This window comes from Candidatus Pelagibacter ubique HIMB140, assembly GCF_025558165.1.
In the GTDB taxonomy this organism is placed as follows: domain Bacteria; phylum Pseudomonadota; class Alphaproteobacteria; order Pelagibacterales; family Pelagibacteraceae; genus Pelagibacter; species Pelagibacter ubique_T.
In genome coordinates this window covers 1,057,807-1,072,531 of sequence record NZ_LAMZ01000001.1, presented here as the reverse complement: position 1 = coordinate 1,072,531, position 14,725 = coordinate 1,057,807, and the positions used below count along the sequence as shown (strand labels likewise).

16 protein-coding genes are annotated in these 14,725 nt (G+C 27.8%); 9 read left to right on the top strand and 7 right to left on the bottom strand.

Annotation, left to right across the window (positions count from 1 at the left end):
* Window positions 1-3 precede the first annotated feature (3 nt).
* The 4 genes from VP90_RS05805 to kdsB all read right to left on the bottom strand — a co-directional run bounded on the left by VP90_RS05805 (window position 4) and on the right by kdsB (window position 3,669).
* On the bottom strand, window positions 4-321 hold the full coding sequence (locus VP90_RS05805; RefSeq protein ID WP_262590178.1) for a YbaB/EbfC family nucleoid-associated protein: 318 nt from the start codon (window positions 319-321) through the stop codon (window positions 4-6).
* A complete protein-coding gene (dnaX, locus tag VP90_RS05800) occupies window positions 314-1,963 on the bottom strand; it encodes a DNA polymerase III subunit gamma/tau (protein ID WP_262590177.1) in 1,650 nt (549 codons plus the stop codon). The genes VP90_RS05805 and dnaX overlap by 8 nt, the downstream gene beginning before the upstream one ends.
* 138 nt (window positions 1,964-2,101) lie before the next feature.
* Entirely contained in the window at window positions 2,102-2,938 is an 837-nt protein-coding gene (locus tag VP90_RS05795) for a prephenate dehydratase domain-containing protein (protein WP_262590176.1), read from the bottom strand.
* Window positions 2,938-3,669, bottom strand: a complete 732-nt coding sequence (gene kdsB, locus VP90_RS05790; protein ID WP_262590175.1) for a 3-deoxy-manno-octulosonate cytidylyltransferase — start codon at window positions 3,667-3,669, stop codon at window positions 2,938-2,940. Before kdsB ends, VP90_RS05795 begins: the two co-directional genes overlap by 1 nt.
* A gap of 93 nt (window positions 3,670-3,762) precedes the next feature.
* On the opposite strand from kdsB, the gene VP90_RS05785 reads away from it, so the two are divergent.
* The gene (locus tag VP90_RS05785; protein WP_262590174.1) at window positions 3,763-4,302 is read left to right on the top strand and encodes a c-type cytochrome; all 540 of its coding nucleotides are present in this window, start codon (window positions 3,763-3,765) and stop codon (window positions 4,300-4,302) included.
* Here VP90_RS05785 and argF read toward each other — a convergent pair.
* Together argF and VP90_RS05775 are read right to left on the bottom strand one after the other, a co-directional pair.
* A complete protein-coding gene (gene argF / locus VP90_RS05780) occupies window positions 4,294-5,223 on the bottom strand; it encodes an ornithine carbamoyltransferase (RefSeq protein ID WP_262590173.1) in 930 nt (309 codons plus the stop codon). The genes VP90_RS05785 and argF overlap by 9 nt on opposite strands.
* A gap of 2 nt (window positions 5,224-5,225) precedes the next feature.
* On the bottom strand, window positions 5,226-6,392 hold the full coding sequence (locus tag VP90_RS05775; protein ID WP_262590172.1) for an aspartate aminotransferase family protein: 1,167 nt from the start codon (window positions 6,390-6,392) through the stop codon (window positions 5,226-5,228).
* A gap of 170 nt (window positions 6,393-6,562) precedes the next feature.
* Here VP90_RS05775 and VP90_RS05770 point away from each other — a divergent pair, with 170 nt between their 5' ends.
* Window positions 6,563-7,057, top strand: a complete 495-nt coding sequence (locus VP90_RS05770) for a GcrA family cell cycle regulator (protein WP_262590171.1) — start codon at window positions 6,563-6,565, stop codon at window positions 7,055-7,057.
* A gap of 4 nt (window positions 7,058-7,061) precedes the next feature.
* Here the strand turns inward: VP90_RS05770 and VP90_RS05765 are convergent, their stop codons facing one another.
* Window positions 7,062-8,045: a complex I NDUFA9 subunit family protein gene (locus VP90_RS05765; protein WP_262590170.1), complete on the bottom strand. Its 984-nt coding sequence runs from the start codon at window positions 8,043-8,045 to the stop codon at window positions 7,062-7,064.
* A gap of 15 nt (window positions 8,046-8,060) precedes the next feature.
* On the opposite strand from VP90_RS05765, the gene VP90_RS05760 reads away from it, so the two are divergent.
* The 7 genes from VP90_RS05760 to VP90_RS05730 are packed head-to-tail and all read left to right on the top strand — an operon-like array spanning window position 8,061 to window position 14,712.
* Window positions 8,061-8,672: a ribonuclease D gene (locus VP90_RS05760; RefSeq protein ID WP_262590169.1), complete on the top strand. Its 612-nt coding sequence runs from the start codon at window positions 8,061-8,063 to the stop codon at window positions 8,670-8,672.
* The gene (locus VP90_RS05755; RefSeq protein ID WP_262590168.1) at window positions 8,672-9,640 is read left to right on the top strand and encodes a KpsF/GutQ family sugar-phosphate isomerase; all 969 of its coding nucleotides are present in this window, start codon (window positions 8,672-8,674) and stop codon (window positions 9,638-9,640) included. Before VP90_RS05760 ends, VP90_RS05755 begins: the two co-directional genes overlap by 1 nt.
* Window positions 9,641-10,216, top strand: a complete 576-nt coding sequence (lptC, locus tag VP90_RS05750) for an LPS export ABC transporter periplasmic protein LptC (RefSeq protein ID WP_262590167.1) — start codon at window positions 9,641-9,643, stop codon at window positions 10,214-10,216. It begins immediately after the preceding gene.
* A complete protein-coding gene (locus VP90_RS05745; protein WP_262590166.1) occupies window positions 10,217-10,993 on the top strand; it encodes an ATP-binding cassette domain-containing protein in 777 nt (258 codons plus the stop codon).
* Between the two features lie 13 nt (window positions 10,994-11,006).
* The gene (gene aroA / locus VP90_RS05740; protein WP_262590165.1) at window positions 11,007-12,332 is read left to right on the top strand and encodes a 3-phosphoshikimate 1-carboxyvinyltransferase; all 1,326 of its coding nucleotides are present in this window, start codon (window positions 11,007-11,009) and stop codon (window positions 12,330-12,332) included.
* Entirely contained in the window at window positions 12,329-12,985 is a 657-nt protein-coding gene (gene cmk, locus VP90_RS05735; protein ID WP_262590164.1) for a (d)CMP kinase, read from the top strand. The genes aroA and cmk overlap by 4 nt, the downstream gene beginning before the upstream one ends.
* Window positions 12,985-14,712 (top strand): S1 RNA-binding domain-containing protein, encoded by a 1,728-nt coding sequence (locus VP90_RS05730; protein WP_262590163.1) that lies wholly within the window; start codon window positions 12,985-12,987, stop codon window positions 14,710-14,712. Before cmk ends, VP90_RS05730 begins: the two co-directional genes overlap by 1 nt.
* Window positions 14,713-14,725: the final 13 nt, after the last annotated feature.

The window sequence follows — 14,725 nt, the reverse complement described above, 5'->3', positions numbered from 1 at the left end:
CTACTATAGTGGCCATTTAAAACCAGGTATTCCAAATCCACCTGTAGCTTTTGAAATCTCTTCTGATGTTTTCGACTTTAATTGTGATTTGGCGTTATTATGCGCAGCTACAATTAAATCTTCTATTATTGATTTGTCTTCTTTCATTATTTCATCTGATAGTTTAATTGATTGCATTTCACCTTCTCCATCCAGGACGATTTTTGCTGAGTTTGAGCCAGAAACACCCTCTACTCTAATCTCTTTAATTTTTTGCTGACTCTCCTTCATTTTTGCCTCAAGTTCTTTTGCTTTGTCTAATATTTTATTAAAATCAGTCATTATTTTTATCCTCCTTAATTATCGATTTAACATCTACCAGTTCTGCATCAGGAAAATTTTCCATAAAGTTTTTATAAATTTCAGTTTGTTTAGCTTTTTCAATTAATATTTTTTTTTCATTTTCTTTCTTTTCTCTAATTGAAAGATCTCCTTTTGATTTACTAAGTGTGATAATCCATCTTTCTTTTGTCCATTCAAAAAGCTTTGTGGAAAGATCTTTTACAAAATCTTTATCAAGGCTGTCATTAAATGAAATCTCAATCCTATTTTTTTCAAATTTAACCAAATTTACATTTTTCTCTAATTCAAATTTAAGTTTTAATTCTCTTTTACTTGAGCAAGTAGCAATTAATTCATCAAAAGAATTAATTTGAGTTTTAATTTCTGCTTTAACTTCAGTTTGTATTTCAGGATTTTTTTTTTCTTCTTGAGAAATATTTTTTATTTGGTCAATAATTTTAGTCTCTGTTTTTATTTCAATTTTGCTAGTTGAATTTTCCTCTGTAGGTCTAGTGTCTATTTGTTTAACTTGTTTTACAGAACTTAAGTGCATTAATCTAATCAAAAACATCTCAATTGATAAATTTTGATTTGATACAATATCTAATTCTTCTAACGACTTGATAGAAAATTGCCAAAATAAAATTAATACATCTGGTTGGATTTGATTAGAAATATTTTTTATTTTGTTAAATTCTTCATCATTAAGAGAAAAATTTGTGCTTTCTAAAGTTAAAGAATTTATATTTTTAAAGTAATACAACAGTTCTAAAAAATCATTTAAAAATATTTTTGGTTCAACTCCCTGATCATATATTTTTCTGTAAATTTTTATTGTCTTTTCTTCTTCTCCTCTTAGTATCAATTCAAATAAATCAATTAATTGTGATTTATCAAAATAACCAAAAATCTTTTGAGCAAAATTTAAATCTAGTTCTTTATCATTATCTAAACTCAATAACGCTCTATCTAATAGAGATAATGCATCTCTTACTGAGCCCTCTGATATTTTTACAATTAATTTTAGAGCGTCATCCGTAACTTTTCCGTTTTCTTTATCTTTAATTTTTTTTATAAAATCTAACAATTCAGAAGATTTAATTCTTGAAAGATCAAAACGCTGACACCTTGAAACGACTGTTATAGGAATCTTTTTTATTTCTGTTGTGGCAAATATAAATTTTAAATATGAAGGTGGTTCTTCCAATGTTTTTAGTAAAGCATTAAAAGCTTGTTTACTTAACATATGAACTTCATCGATTATAAAAATTTTGTACTTTGCTGAAGTAGGTCCGTATCTGGAAAACTCAATTAGATCTCTAACATCATCAACTCCTGTCTTGCTGGCCGCATCCATTTCAAGTACATCAATGTGACTTGAGTTTGCAATCGACTGACAATTTTCACACAAATTATCAATACACATTTTTTCAATACCATTTGAGCAATTCAAGGCTTTTGCTACAATTCTTGCGGTTGTAGTTTTTCCAATCCCTCTAATTCCAGTAAACAAATATGCATTAGGTACTTTGTCAGCTTTTATTGAATTGATAATTGTTTCAGCAACAACTTCTTGACCAATAAGATCATCAAATATTTGAGGTCTGTATTTAAGAGCTAGTACTTTTGAATTGTTATTCATAAATTTTTTAAGGAGACTAGAACCTGAATAACTGTCTCTACGACTGCTTCCGTTAAGATCTGGTCGGGTTCAAGCAGCATCCACCTCTAGCCTCCAGATCTATTATAGCAGTTAAAATTTCTAATCTACAAGAAAAGATTATTGTTTTTTTTGTCTCAAACTATCAGCTTCAAAAACACCTAGAACGTGAAAATCCTCACAATGTAAGCCTAGCTCTTCAAGAGATTTTTGAACTTTTGGATCTTCAATATGTCCATCTAAATCACATAAGAAAAAATAAGAGTCGAAAGAATTTTTTTCAGGGTAACTTTGAAGCTTAGTAAGATTTACTCCATTGATAGCAAATCCTCCAAGCGATTGATAAAGAGCTGCAGGTTTACTTTTAAGTTTAAATAAAAATGAAGTTATATATTTTTTATTTCCAAACTCAGGTTGAGATATATTTTTTCCCATAACAAGAAATCGTGTTAAATTTCCACTCTCGTTTTCTATATTTTTTTTAATTACATCAAGATTATAAATTTCAGCACTTAGAGATGATGCTATTGCTGCATGTTTTTTGTCTTTTGTTTTAGAAATCATTTCGGCTGATCCAGCTGTATCTGCTCTTATATGTTCAGCAATATTATTTTCTTTTATGAAATTTGAACATTGCGACAAACCCTGTGCATGAGAATAGACTTCTTTTATATCAGACAGTTTAGCTCCCTGTTGACCTAATAAATTATGTTCGATTTTTTGAAAGTGCTCTCGGTAAATATTCAACCTATGCTTAAAGATTAAATATTCAATTCCTATATTTCCTGTAATTCTATTAGACTCTGGAATTATTATTCTGCAATCAGGTTCTTCTGAAGCTTTATTAAAACAATCATCAAAAGTTTTACAAGGTAAAATTTCAGCATCAGGGTCGATTGATAATGCTGCTAAATGAGAATAAGCTCCAAATGTTCCTTGAAAATATATTTTACCCATCAGGATTTATATTCCATTATTTTTTTTAAGGCCAGATAATCTTCATGTGTATCAACTCCTATAGGGGCTTTGCTAGCTAGAGCAACATTTATTTTGATATTATTGTCAAGAGCTCGAAGTTGTTCTAATTTATTTTCAATTTCATTTTTTGATTGTGGTAATTGAACAAAGTTTTTAAGAATTTCAGATGAATAACAGTAAATTCCAATATGATGATAAACATTTGACGTATCTTCAGATTTCCTTAAAAATATTTTTGCTTTAGAAAACGGGTCATCTTCTAAATTACTTTCAGTAATAACTTTAACTATATTCTCATTTGCTAAATCTAATTTATTCTCAATTTTAGCAGCCAGAGTTCCTATTTTTGCTTTGTGATCTATCATCATTTGGTTTAGGTTTACGATATCCTCTATATTTATTGCTGGCTCGTCACCCTGTAGATTCATTATAAAATTAATATTATCTAAGTTGAGTTTTTCATAAGCTTCATATATTCGGTCTGTACCAGTTTTATGTTGATCACTTGTTAAAATAGCATTTCCTCCATTATTTTTAACATCATTGACAATCTCTTGATCCTCTGCTGCAACAATTACCTCCCCAATATTTGCTTCTTTTGCCTTATTAAATACATGTGAAATAATTGAAATATCATTGATTTTTAATAATGGTTTTCCTGGAAGCCTAGTCGCGGATAATCTAGAGGGTATAATTATAAGAGTTTTCATTAATAACTAATTAAAATAGAGGCAAATTTGTACATTAAATTTTAGTCAAATTTTAATTTATCATGTTATACGTTCAAAATTAAATTTATAAAAATGGATTCTTTTGAAATTAACAAAATTGTAGCTGCAGTTTTAATGGTAGCACTTCTTGTTATTGGTATAGGAAAATTATCTGATGTAATTTTTCATGTAGAAAAACCAGAAACTCCAGGTTACAGGGTGGAAGTTGAACAAATATCTACTCCATCGTCTACTACAACAACTACTGCAGAAGAACAAGTCGACATTGCTGCATTAATGGCTATGGGAGATATAGCAAGTGGAGAAAAAATATTTAAAAAGTGTGCAGCCTGTCACTCAATAATTAAGGGTGGAAAAAATGCTATAGGTCCAGCTTTATATAATGTCGTTGGAAGAAAAGTTGGAGCAGTTGAAGATTATAAATATTCAAAAGCATTATCTGCTTATGAAAAAGAATGGACATTTGAAGAACTAAATGGATTTCTAAAAAAACCTGCAAAATATATTAAAGGTACAAAAATGGCTTATGCAGGATTAAGAAAAGAAGCAGATAGAGCTTCGGTAATTAAGTATCTAAATGAAAATTCAGATAGCCCTGTCCCACTACCTTAATTTTCCAAAACAATACAACAGTATACTTTTTTGAACGTGAACTCTATTAAGAGCCTGTATCCACACATGAGATTTTTTTCCTAAGAAAATATCTTCAGAAACTTCATTCCCTCTAGGCAGACAATGTAAAAAAATACAATCCTTATTTGCAAAACTCATTAATTTTTTATCAATTTTAAATTTTTTAAATGCTTGTATTTTTTTCTTCTTATTAACTTTATCATTTAAAGAAATGACTTTATCAGAAAAAATTACATCAGCTCCGCTAGCAGCTTTTTTTGGATCATTATAAATATAAATTTTTCTCTTATTTTTTTTTATCCAATTGCTCACTTCTTTTCCTGGCTCGAAGTTTTTTGGACAGCCAATACTTAACTTGAAAGTAAATTTAACTGAAGCAGCGATTAAACTATCTAAAACATTATTTGAATCACCAATCCAACAAATATTTAATTTAGAGATAGGTTTTTTTGTAATCTCCTCAACTGTAAAGACATCGGAAAGCACTTGTGTTGGATGAGAGGACGGACTCAAACCATTAATCACTGGGATAGATAAATATTTTTTAAAATCTTCAATTTTTTTATCACTATCTGTTCTCAACATAAATCCATCACCATACGTTGAGAGAACCTTTGCTGTATCAGATATACTTTCTCCACCCTGTCCTAAATGAAGTTCATTAGATCTAAGTGTTACAGTACCTCCTCCAAGCTGTTTTATTGCTAAATAAAAGCTCATTCTTGTTCTTAAGCTTGGTTTTTCAAACATTTGGATCAAAATTTTACCTTTTAATGGAGCACCTTTATCTGTCTCCAATGTATTAAGTTTTTTTCTAGAACTTTTTCTTTTTTTTGCATCAGTAATTATTTTTCTTAAATCTTTACTAGGAATATCTTTTAAATTTATAAAATGTTTCATAACTATTTATATTGGCTACAAACTTTATTTATGATTTTTAAAGCTTCATCAAGCTCACTTTTTTTAACATTAAGAGGTGGCAAAACTCTAACAACATTTTCTGCAGCACGAATAGTTAATAACTTATTTTCCATTAATTTTTTAATAAAATTTGTCTGATCTTGATGCAGCTGTATTCCAATTAAAAAACCTCTTCCTCTTATTTGTTTGATAATACTAGGATATTTTTCCTTAATTTTGTTCAAGTTTGATAAGAAATATTTAGATAATTTTTTTACATTATTTAAAAACTTTTTATTTGAAACTATATCCATTACTTTATTACCAACTGACATAGCTAGTGGATTGCCTCCAAATGTAGATCCATGAGTGCCAGGTACCATGCCTGCAGCTACTTTTTTATTCATAAGAACTGCTCCTATAGGAAAACCACCTCCAATTCCTTTAGCTATTGGCACTATGTCTGGTTTTACTTTAGATTTTTCAAATGCAAAAAAATCTCCTGATCTTCCTATACCGCATTGAACTTCATCTAAAATTAAAAGAATTTTTTTCTTATCGCATAATTTTCTAAGCTCTCTTAAACAGAAATCCGGAATAACTTTAATTCCACCTTCTCCCATTATAGTCTCAACCATTATAGCTGCCGTATTCTTTGTAATTTTCTTTTCTAATGTCTTGTGATCTCCAAAAGTAAAATGATCAAAGCCTTTTACCTTAGGACCAAATCCTTCAGTCATCTTCTTTGATCCACTCGCATAAATTGCAGCTAATGTTCGTCCATGAAATGAATTTTTAATACAGAGAATTCTATTTTTATTTGTTTTACCTATTGAAAAAAAATATCTTCTAGCAACTTTAATGGCTGCTTCTGTTGCTTCAGCACCACTATTTTGAAACATCACATAATCAGCGAACGTCTTTTCACATAGTTTTTTTGCTAGATTTTCTCCTTCAGGAATTTGAAAAGCATTTGATACATGCCATAGTTTTTTTGATTGGTTGTATATAGTTTCGATTAAACCTGGATGAGCATGACCTAAAGAATTAACGGCAATACCCATAACAAAATCAAGATATTTTTTTCCATTAGTTGAGTAAAGATAGCTTCCCTTGCCATACTTAAATGAAATTTTTTTTCTGTTATAATTTTTTGCTATATTGCTCATAAATTATATTTGTTTTTATAAATTTTATTTCATAGATACAAGTTATGATTGAAAAACTAATATTATTTAAGCTAGGCTTTTATTGTTGATAACTCTAATTTTTTGATTGTTCCAATTAAATTAATAACAGTATATTGTCATTTTATAAATAAGTAACACAACATATAGATATGAGTTGGACTGAAGAAAAAGTTTCAAAATTAAAGGAATTGTGGGGCAAGGGAAATACTGCCAGCCAAATAGCTGAAATTATTGGTGGGATAAGTCGTAATGCAGTCATTGGTAAAGCTCATAGATTAAATCTTTCAGCAAAAATTAAAACTAGAACTGCAACATCTAATAAAAATTTTGATAATTCTATAGAACAAGATCATACGAAGTCTAGAAGAGGTCGTAAGAGTAAGTTTAAATCTTTAATAATCGAAAAAGATTTTGAACCAGAAAATCCTAAACAATTAGAAGAGCTAGACGAAAGTTCTTGTAAATGGCCTATAGGTCATCCAGATGAAAAAAAATTTTATTTTTGTGGTAGGTCTTCATTAAAAGATTTTTCTTATTGTAAACTTCATTTACTTTATGCTTATCAGCCAAAAGGTAAAAAAGAAGAAGTAACAGAAAAAGAGGAAGTCCCAGAATTTATTGAAAAGAAAATTCAATCAGCTTAGAATTTTAACTTGTTTTGATATCTATATTATCTGAATTATATTTTTCTGTGGAGAATTGACCACCTTCCCTCCACATATAGCAATATTTTTTAACTTCATCATCGAAGTATCTCAAACTTGGTACACCTATATCTGAATTAGATTTATATTTTCCGGATAAAACATTATCATATTTGAGAAGTCTTAATTGATCTCTAGTCAAAAGTGGTTTTGGCATTATTTCAAAAAATCTTGCTGACATTTGTGCTACAGGTAAAGGCATTGGTATTAACAATCTTTTTTTTCCAATTAAATTTAATAATTTTTCTATTATTTCTTTAAATGAAATTATTTCTGGACCAACACATTCAATTATTTTGGAATTAACATTATTAGAAATAACATTAAAAATAACATCTGTTAGGTCAGAGCAATGAATTGGTGCAAATTTGGTTTTACCTTTATAATAGAGTGGAAATATTGGTAATCTATTTAAAAGTGTCATAAAATTAGTTGTAAAATTGTCATCTACTGAATAAACGACTGAAGGTCTTATAATTGTAGCTAAAGGAAAATTTTTTAGAATTCTTTGCTCTCCGTCCAATTTACTTTTAGCATATTCAGAATCTACGGCTTCATTAATTCCTAGTGCTGACAATTGAATAAAATGTTTGAGTTTGTAATCATTTGAAAGTTTAGACAATAAAGAGGGAAAAATAGTATGAATATTTTTAAATGTATTTCCATTTTTTGACTCAAATAAAATGCCAACTAAATTTATGCACACATCAGCTTTTTCGAAAAGCTTTCTAAGTTTTTGTTCTTCAAAAATATTTGACTCAACAATATCTATATAACCTGCATTTGCTTGTGTTTTAATAACGTAACTTTTTTGATGAGTGTTTCTTGTTACTACAGTTACCTTATAGTTATTCTTAGTAAGCTTCCTAATTAAATTTCTACCAATCTGGCCACTTCCACCAAAAATTAGACAATTTTTTGCTTTCATATATATATGTTAAAAATGAGTAATAATATTCAGTTACACAAAAACGATCTACCAGATGATTTAAATTTAGGCAATATAATTGCAATAGATGGTGAATTCATGGGTCTAAATGTCAGGCGTGACCCATTATGCTTAATTCAAGTATCTTCGGGTAACTCAGATGCTCATATAGTTCAATTTGATAGAAAAAATTATCACGCACCTAATTTAGCAAAACTATTAAATGATGAAAACGTAACTAAAATTTTCCATTATGGACGTGCGGATATGGCTCACATTAAACACTATTTGAAAACCGAAACTAATAATATTTTTGATACAAAAATTGCGTCTAAACTTGCAAGGTCATATTCTGACAATCACTCTTTAAAAACCTTGATAAAAGAATTTATCAAAATAGATATAAGTAAACAATTTCAGAGTTCGGATTTCGGAGGAGAATTAAATCCAGCACAATTAAAGTATTGTGCTAACGATGTTATTTATTTACATAAAATTCATGATGAACTTATTAAAATTTTAAAAAGAGAAAAAAGATACCATCTATACGAAGAATGTTTGAAATTTTTGAAAACAAGAGTTGAACTTGATCTAGCATTATTTAAGGAAGATATTTGGTCTCATTAATGAATAAAAAAAATTTTTTATCTGTTGCTAAAGATGTGATTAATTTAGAAATAGAAGCTTTGCAGAATTTAAAAAAAAATTTGAATAAATCTTTCAACGAAGCAGTTTTTCAAATAGCAAACTGCCAATCAAAAGTAATATTATGTGGTGTAGGCAAAAGTGGACTAATTGCATCTAAAATTGCAGCCACTCTTGCTTCAGTTGGAACACCATCTTTTAGTCTTGTAGCCAGTGAAGCTTCTCATGGTGATCTTGGTATGATTTCAAAAAAAGATATTTTAATATTAATTAGTAATTCTGGAGAAACAAGTGAACTTAAGAATATAATACAATTTGCAAAAAGAAATAAAATTTTATTAATTGGTATAGTATCAAAAAAAGAATCAATTCTTTATAAATCTGCAGATGTCAAATTGTTAATACCAAAAGTAAATGAAGCTGAAGGTATAATTCCTACAGCGAGTACAACGACGCAGCTAGCTTTAGGCGACTCGCTTGCGATAGCGTCTATGAAATATAAAAAATTTGGTAAAATGGATTTTAAAAGACTTCACCCTGCTGGAAGCCTTGGCGCTCAACTAAAAACAGTTGAAGATATAATGATTACTGGAAAAAAGATTCCATTTGTAAATGAAAATTTAAAGATGAATAAAGCTTTAAAAATATTAAGTGAAAAAAAGCTAGGTATTTTGATTGTTATAAATAGCAAAAAAAAAACTGTTGGCATTATTACGGATGGAGAAATAAGAAGATTTGCACAAAAAAATTCAAGATTTTTTTCATTACCAGTTAAAAAAATAATGACTAAACAACCAGTTTGTATTAGTAAAAATGATCTGGCAGTAAAAGCTCTTTCTATAATGAATTCAAAAAAAATTACTTCTTTATTAGTTTATAAAAATAAATCTAAATACAAGACAATTGGAGTTTTGCATATTCATAATATTTTACAATCGAATATTTCATAAATGTACAAAAAAAAGATTGTAAGAATTATTTTTTCTTCTTTGATTATTGCTTTAGTAGGTATCTTAACATACTCAAAATTTTATAAAAAAAATAATAATTTGTCTTTAAAAGAAAAAAATAATGAAGAAACTAAATACAATTCAAACATTATTAAAGATGTTGAATACACAACAAAGGATGAAAATGGTAATGAATATTTAGTTAAAGCATTAGAGGGAGAAATAGATTTGAGAGAGCCAAATATTATTTATCTAACAAAAGTTTACGCTCTGATTAAAATAGTTGATTCTGGAGATGTAAAAATTGTATCTGATTATGGGAAATATAATTCCTTAGATTTTGATACTATTTTTTCAAAAAATGTTACTATCAATTATTTAGATAACCAAATCAAATCAGAATATCTTGATTTTTCTCTAAAAAGAAATTTAATGTCAATTTCTAGAAATGTGATTTATAAAAATCAAAACAATACTTTAAAAGCAGACGCTGTAGAATTAAATATTAAAACTAAAGATGCTAAAATATTTATGTATGAAAAAGAAAAGAAGGTAAATTTGATAAATAAAAATTAAATGGCAATAATAAAAAAATTTAGAATCAAATCATTTAAAAACTTAAATTCTGTTATTGAGTTTCAAAATATTTCACTTTCTTATGGAAATAGATTAATTCTAGATAATTTAAATTTTCAAATAAATGAAGGTCAAATTTTTGGTATTTTGGGCCCTAATGGAGTTGGTAAATCAACAATATTCAATCTGATAACAGGTTTAATAAAACCTAATAATGGTAAAATTAAAATCGCAGGAGAAGAAGTTACGGATTACCCTATTTATTTAAGAACTAAAAAATTTAAAGTAGGGTATGTTCCGCAGTATGGAGGTTATTTTAATGATCTTACCCTTCACGAAAATTTGAAAGCAATTAGTGAAATTGTAATAGAAAATAAAAATTACCGAGTTGAAAGAATAAATTATCTAATTTCTAAATTTGAATTAGACAATCTTAAGGATATTAAAGCTAAATTTTTATCTGGTGGGCAAAAAAAAAAACTAGTTATATCATTATCTTTACTTAGTGAACCGAAAGTTTTACTGTTAGATGAATGTTTTGCAGCACTCGACGTGTTGACTATAAAAATGTTACAAGAAATTATAGTAAATTTGCAAAGTGACAATAAAATTACAATTTGTATATGCGATCATCAAGCTAGAGATTTGCTAGCTTGCGTTGATAAAGCTATGATTTTAAGTAATTGTAAAGTCATTGCACAAGATACACCATCTAACTTAGTTAAAAATATAAATGCAAAAAATGCATATTTTGGTGATAATTTTAAATTTAATTAATTTTTAATATTCGATGTCGAATTTTGTAAAAATAAAAAATAAAATAAAAAACTTTAAAAAAACTATTACTGTACCTGGTGATAAGAGCTTAAGTATCAGATGGGTTCTTTTTGCTTCGTTATCAAATGGAAAATCTCAGGCAAAAAATCTTTTAATGTCAGAAGATGTATTGGCTGCAATCAGGGCAATAAAAAAACTTGGCATAAAAGTTGTACTAAAAGGAAACATATGTGAAATTTATGGTAAAGGTATCCATGGTTACAAATATAAAAAAAACCTTACAATTAATGCCGAAAATTCAGGTACACTAGGAAGACTTATTCTTGGATTATTAATAGATACGCCGGAAACTATTAATTTGATTGGAGATAAAAGTTTATCAAAAAGAGACTTTAAGAGAGTTACTGATCCACTAAGTAGATTTGGAGCTATATTTAAATTAAGAAATAACAAATTCTTACCTCTAAAAATTCATGGATCATCAAATTTAAGACCTATCAAATACTTTGAAAATAGAGGATCTGCTCAATGCAAAAGTTCAATTATTTTTGCAGGAATGAAAACTGATGGAACTACAACAATTAAAGCAAAAAAATCAAGAAATCATACAGAGCTTTTAAGTAAATATTTAAAACTACCAATCACTATTAAAAATAATAAAAATTTTGATGAAATTAAAATAAAAAAAGTAAAAAAAATTAATGCTTTAAATTATGATATACCATCTGATATCAGTTCCAGCGCTTTCTTCATCGTTTTAACAGCGTTATCTCCAAGTTCAGAATTAACAATTAAAAATGTAAATATAAATCAATCAAGGATAGGAATAGTTACTATTTTAAAAAAAATGGGAGTGAAAATAACTTTTAAAAATGAAAAAATTTATAAGGGTGAAAAGAAAGCTGATATTAAAATATATGGTAGTAAAAATTTAAAAGCAATTAATTGTCCACCACAATTAAATAGTGGGGCAATTGATGAGTTTTTAGTTATTTTTTTAGTCGCAGCTAAAGCAAAAGGTATTTCTTATTTCAAAAATTTAAGTGAATTGAATCAAAAGGAAAGTCCAAGACTAGAATGGGCTAAAAAAATTTTAACAAATCTAGGAGTCAAAACTGTTACAACAAATAATTCGATTAAAATTTATGGTAATCCAAATATACACTTAAATTATAATAAAAAAGTAACAATTAAAAATTATTTAAAAGATCACAGAGTTTTCATGACAAGTATAGTTGCAGCTTTATCTTTTGGTGGTAATTGGAAAGTTCACGACAAAGATTCTATAAATACTTCTTTTCCTAATTTTTTAAAAATTATTCATAATTTAGAAAAGTGATAAAAAGAAAAAATATTTTAAAAATTGCCATTGATTCACCTGCTGCCGCAGGTGCTGGGACTGTGGCCAAAGCTATCTCAAAGCATTACAATCTGTTTTATCTTGATACTGGAAAAATTTATAGATTTATTGCTTATCTAAAAATTAAGTCCCCAAAAAAATTCAATAATAATTTTATAAAATCGAAAATTAAATTATTAAAAATAAAAGATCTGACAGACCAAAATTTACTGTCAGATGAAGTTGGAACTGAAGCTTCCATAATTTCTAAAATTAAATCTATAAGAAAAATGGTTCATTCTTTTCAAATGAATTTTGCATATAACCCACCTAAAAAATATAAAGGTTCTTGTTTAGATGGTAGGGATATCACTTACAATATTGTCCCTGATGCTAACTTTAAATTTTATATAACTGCAAACGTAAAAACTAGGGCTTTAAGAAGATATAAAGAGTTAAAAAAAATGAAAAAAAAGGTAACTTATCAAGAAGTCTTAAAAAGCATTAAAAAACGCGATAAAAGTGATCTAAACAGAAAAATATCCCCATTAAAGAAAACAAGAGATTCACTATTGATTAATACGACAAACCTTAATAAAAGGTCATGTTTTTTAAAAATAAAAAAAATAATAGATAGGAAAATGAATATTTAATGGAAATTTACAAAGATTTATCTAATCCAGCATCTAAAGAATTCGAAAAATTATTAAGTAGTCAGCTATCAAAAGTTCAAATAGAAGAAGGTAAAATAATTGAAGGTAAAATAAATAAAATTACAGAGAAATTTGTATTTTTATTTGTTGAAGGCCTAAAATCAGAGCCAGTTCTAGATATTAACGAATTAAAGAGCATGGGTCTTTCAGAAAAAATTAAAGTTGGAGAAACTATTTCAGTTTTACTTGAAAAAATTGAGGATAAACATGGTGAGGTTTTAGTTTCAGCAAGTAAAGCTCAAAAAATTAAAGGTTGGGATAAACTAGTTGAAGCATATGAGAAAAATGAACCCATAATGGGAAAAATTACATCTAAGTGCAAAGGTGGATGTATTGTTGAGCATATTGATACAGGTTCACTCATGTTTTTACCAGGATCTCAAATTAGTGACAAACCTCTAAAAGATATAAGTCATTTAATGAATGAGCCACAAAAATTTGCTCTTATTAAACTAGACAAAGTTAGAGGTAATGCTTGTGTATCAAGAAGAGAAATAATTTCATCTTTTAAAAAAGAGGATAAAGCAAAAATAATCGAGAAATATAAAGTTGGAGACATTATAAAAGGTGCAGAAGTAAAAGGGTACAGTTCGTTTGGATGCTTCTTTAATGTTAACGGTGAATTAGACGTATTAGTTCACTTACAAGAAATTTCTTATTCAAGAGTAAATCATCCTGATGAAGTATTTAACATTGGCGAAAAACATGATCTAAAAGTTATAAGCGTTGATAAAGAAAAGTTACAAGTTGGATGTTCTGTAAAACAATTATCACCAGATCCTTTTGAGCATATTGAAAACTATGAGTTAAACAAAATTTACAAAGTTAAAGTGGTAAAATTAATGGATTTTGGTGCCTTTTGTGAACTTGAACCAGGTTTAACAACTTTACTTCACTCAAGTGAACTTAGTTGGACTAAAAAAAATGTTTCAGCAAAAAAAATGTTTAAAGTTGGAGATGAAATAGATTGTGTAATTACTGAAATTGATAAAGATAAAAGAAGAGTTGCTATTTCACATAGATTAACTCAAGATAATCCTTTTGAGACGTTCGAAAAGAAATACCCGGTTGATACAATTGTTGAGGGTGAGGTTGTAAATAAAAATGAATATTCATTATTTGTTAAAATAGAAGACTTAGATATTGATGCTTTTTTACATTGTAATGATTTAACTTATTTAAATAATGGTGAAGAAGAACTGGCTAAGTATAAAAAAGGTGACAAACTTAAAGTTAAGGTATTAGAAATCAAATCCTCTGAACAAAAAATTAGAGTTGGTTTAAGACAAACTCAAGCAGATCCGTTTGACTGGTTTAAAGATAAGTCAAAAAATCAAACAATAACTGTCAAAGTAGTTTCAACAGATAACAAAGGACTTATTGTAAGACCAGAGGGTTGTGAGATGGACTTCCAGATTAAAAAATCTGCAATAGCAATTAATGCTGCTGATGCTAGACCAAGTAGATGGACAGGTGGTGAAAAATTAGACTGTGCAATAGCAGATTTAGACATGAATAAAAGAAAAGCAACATTAAGCATTAAATTACTTGAAGAAATTGAGAAAAAGGAAGCTCTTGAAAAATATGGATCTGAAGGATCTGGTAAAAACCTACCTTTTTCATCATTATCTGAAGATTTAAAGAAAAAAGAAGAAGAGAAAGAATAATTGAAGAAGTTAT

Coding starts and splice junctions, on each gene's coding strand:
- VP90_RS05765 (WP_262590170.1), bottom strand. CDS start 8,045: ATGAAAGCAAAAAATTGTCTAATTTTTGGTGGAAGTGGCCAGATTGGT.
- VP90_RS05755 (WP_262590168.1), top strand. CDS start 8,672: ATGAATAAAAAAAATTTTTTATCTGTTGCTAAAGATGTGATTAATTTA.
- VP90_RS05730 (WP_262590163.1), top strand. CDS start 12,985: ATGGAAATTTACAAAGATTTATCTAATCCAGCATCTAAAGAATTCGAA.
- dnaX (WP_262590177.1), bottom strand. CDS start 1,963: ATGAATAACAATTCAAAAGTACTAGCTCTTAAATACAGACCTCAAATA.
- VP90_RS05745 (WP_262590166.1), top strand. CDS start 10,217: ATGGCAATAATAAAAAAATTTAGAATCAAATCATTTAAAAACTTAAAT.
- argF (WP_262590173.1), bottom strand. CDS start 5,223: ATGAAACATTTTATAAATTTAAAAGATATTCCTAGTAAAGATTTAAGA.
- VP90_RS05760 (WP_262590169.1), top strand. CDS start 8,061: ATGAGTAATAATATTCAGTTACACAAAAACGATCTACCAGATGATTTA.
- VP90_RS05770 (WP_262590171.1), top strand. CDS start 6,563: ATGAGTTGGACTGAAGAAAAAGTTTCAAAATTAAAGGAATTGTGGGGC.
- kdsB (WP_262590175.1), bottom strand. CDS start 3,669: ATGAAAACTCTTATAATTATACCCTCTAGATTATCCGCGACTAGGCTT.
- lptC (WP_262590167.1), top strand. CDS start 9,641: ATGTACAAAAAAAAGATTGTAAGAATTATTTTTTCTTCTTTGATTATT.
- aroA (WP_262590165.1), top strand. CDS start 11,007: ATGTCGAATTTTGTAAAAATAAAAAATAAAATAAAAAACTTTAAAAAA.
- VP90_RS05795 (WP_262590176.1), bottom strand. CDS start 2,938: ATGGGTAAAATATATTTTCAAGGAACATTTGGAGCTTATTCTCATTTA.
- VP90_RS05775 (WP_262590172.1), bottom strand. CDS start 6,392: ATGAGCAATATAGCAAAAAATTATAACAGAAAAAAAATTTCATTTAAG.
- VP90_RS05785 (WP_262590174.1), top strand. CDS start 3,763: ATGGATTCTTTTGAAATTAACAAAATTGTAGCTGCAGTTTTAATGGTA.
- VP90_RS05805 (WP_262590178.1), bottom strand. CDS start 321: ATGACTGATTTTAATAAAATATTAGACAAAGCAAAAGAACTTGAGGCA.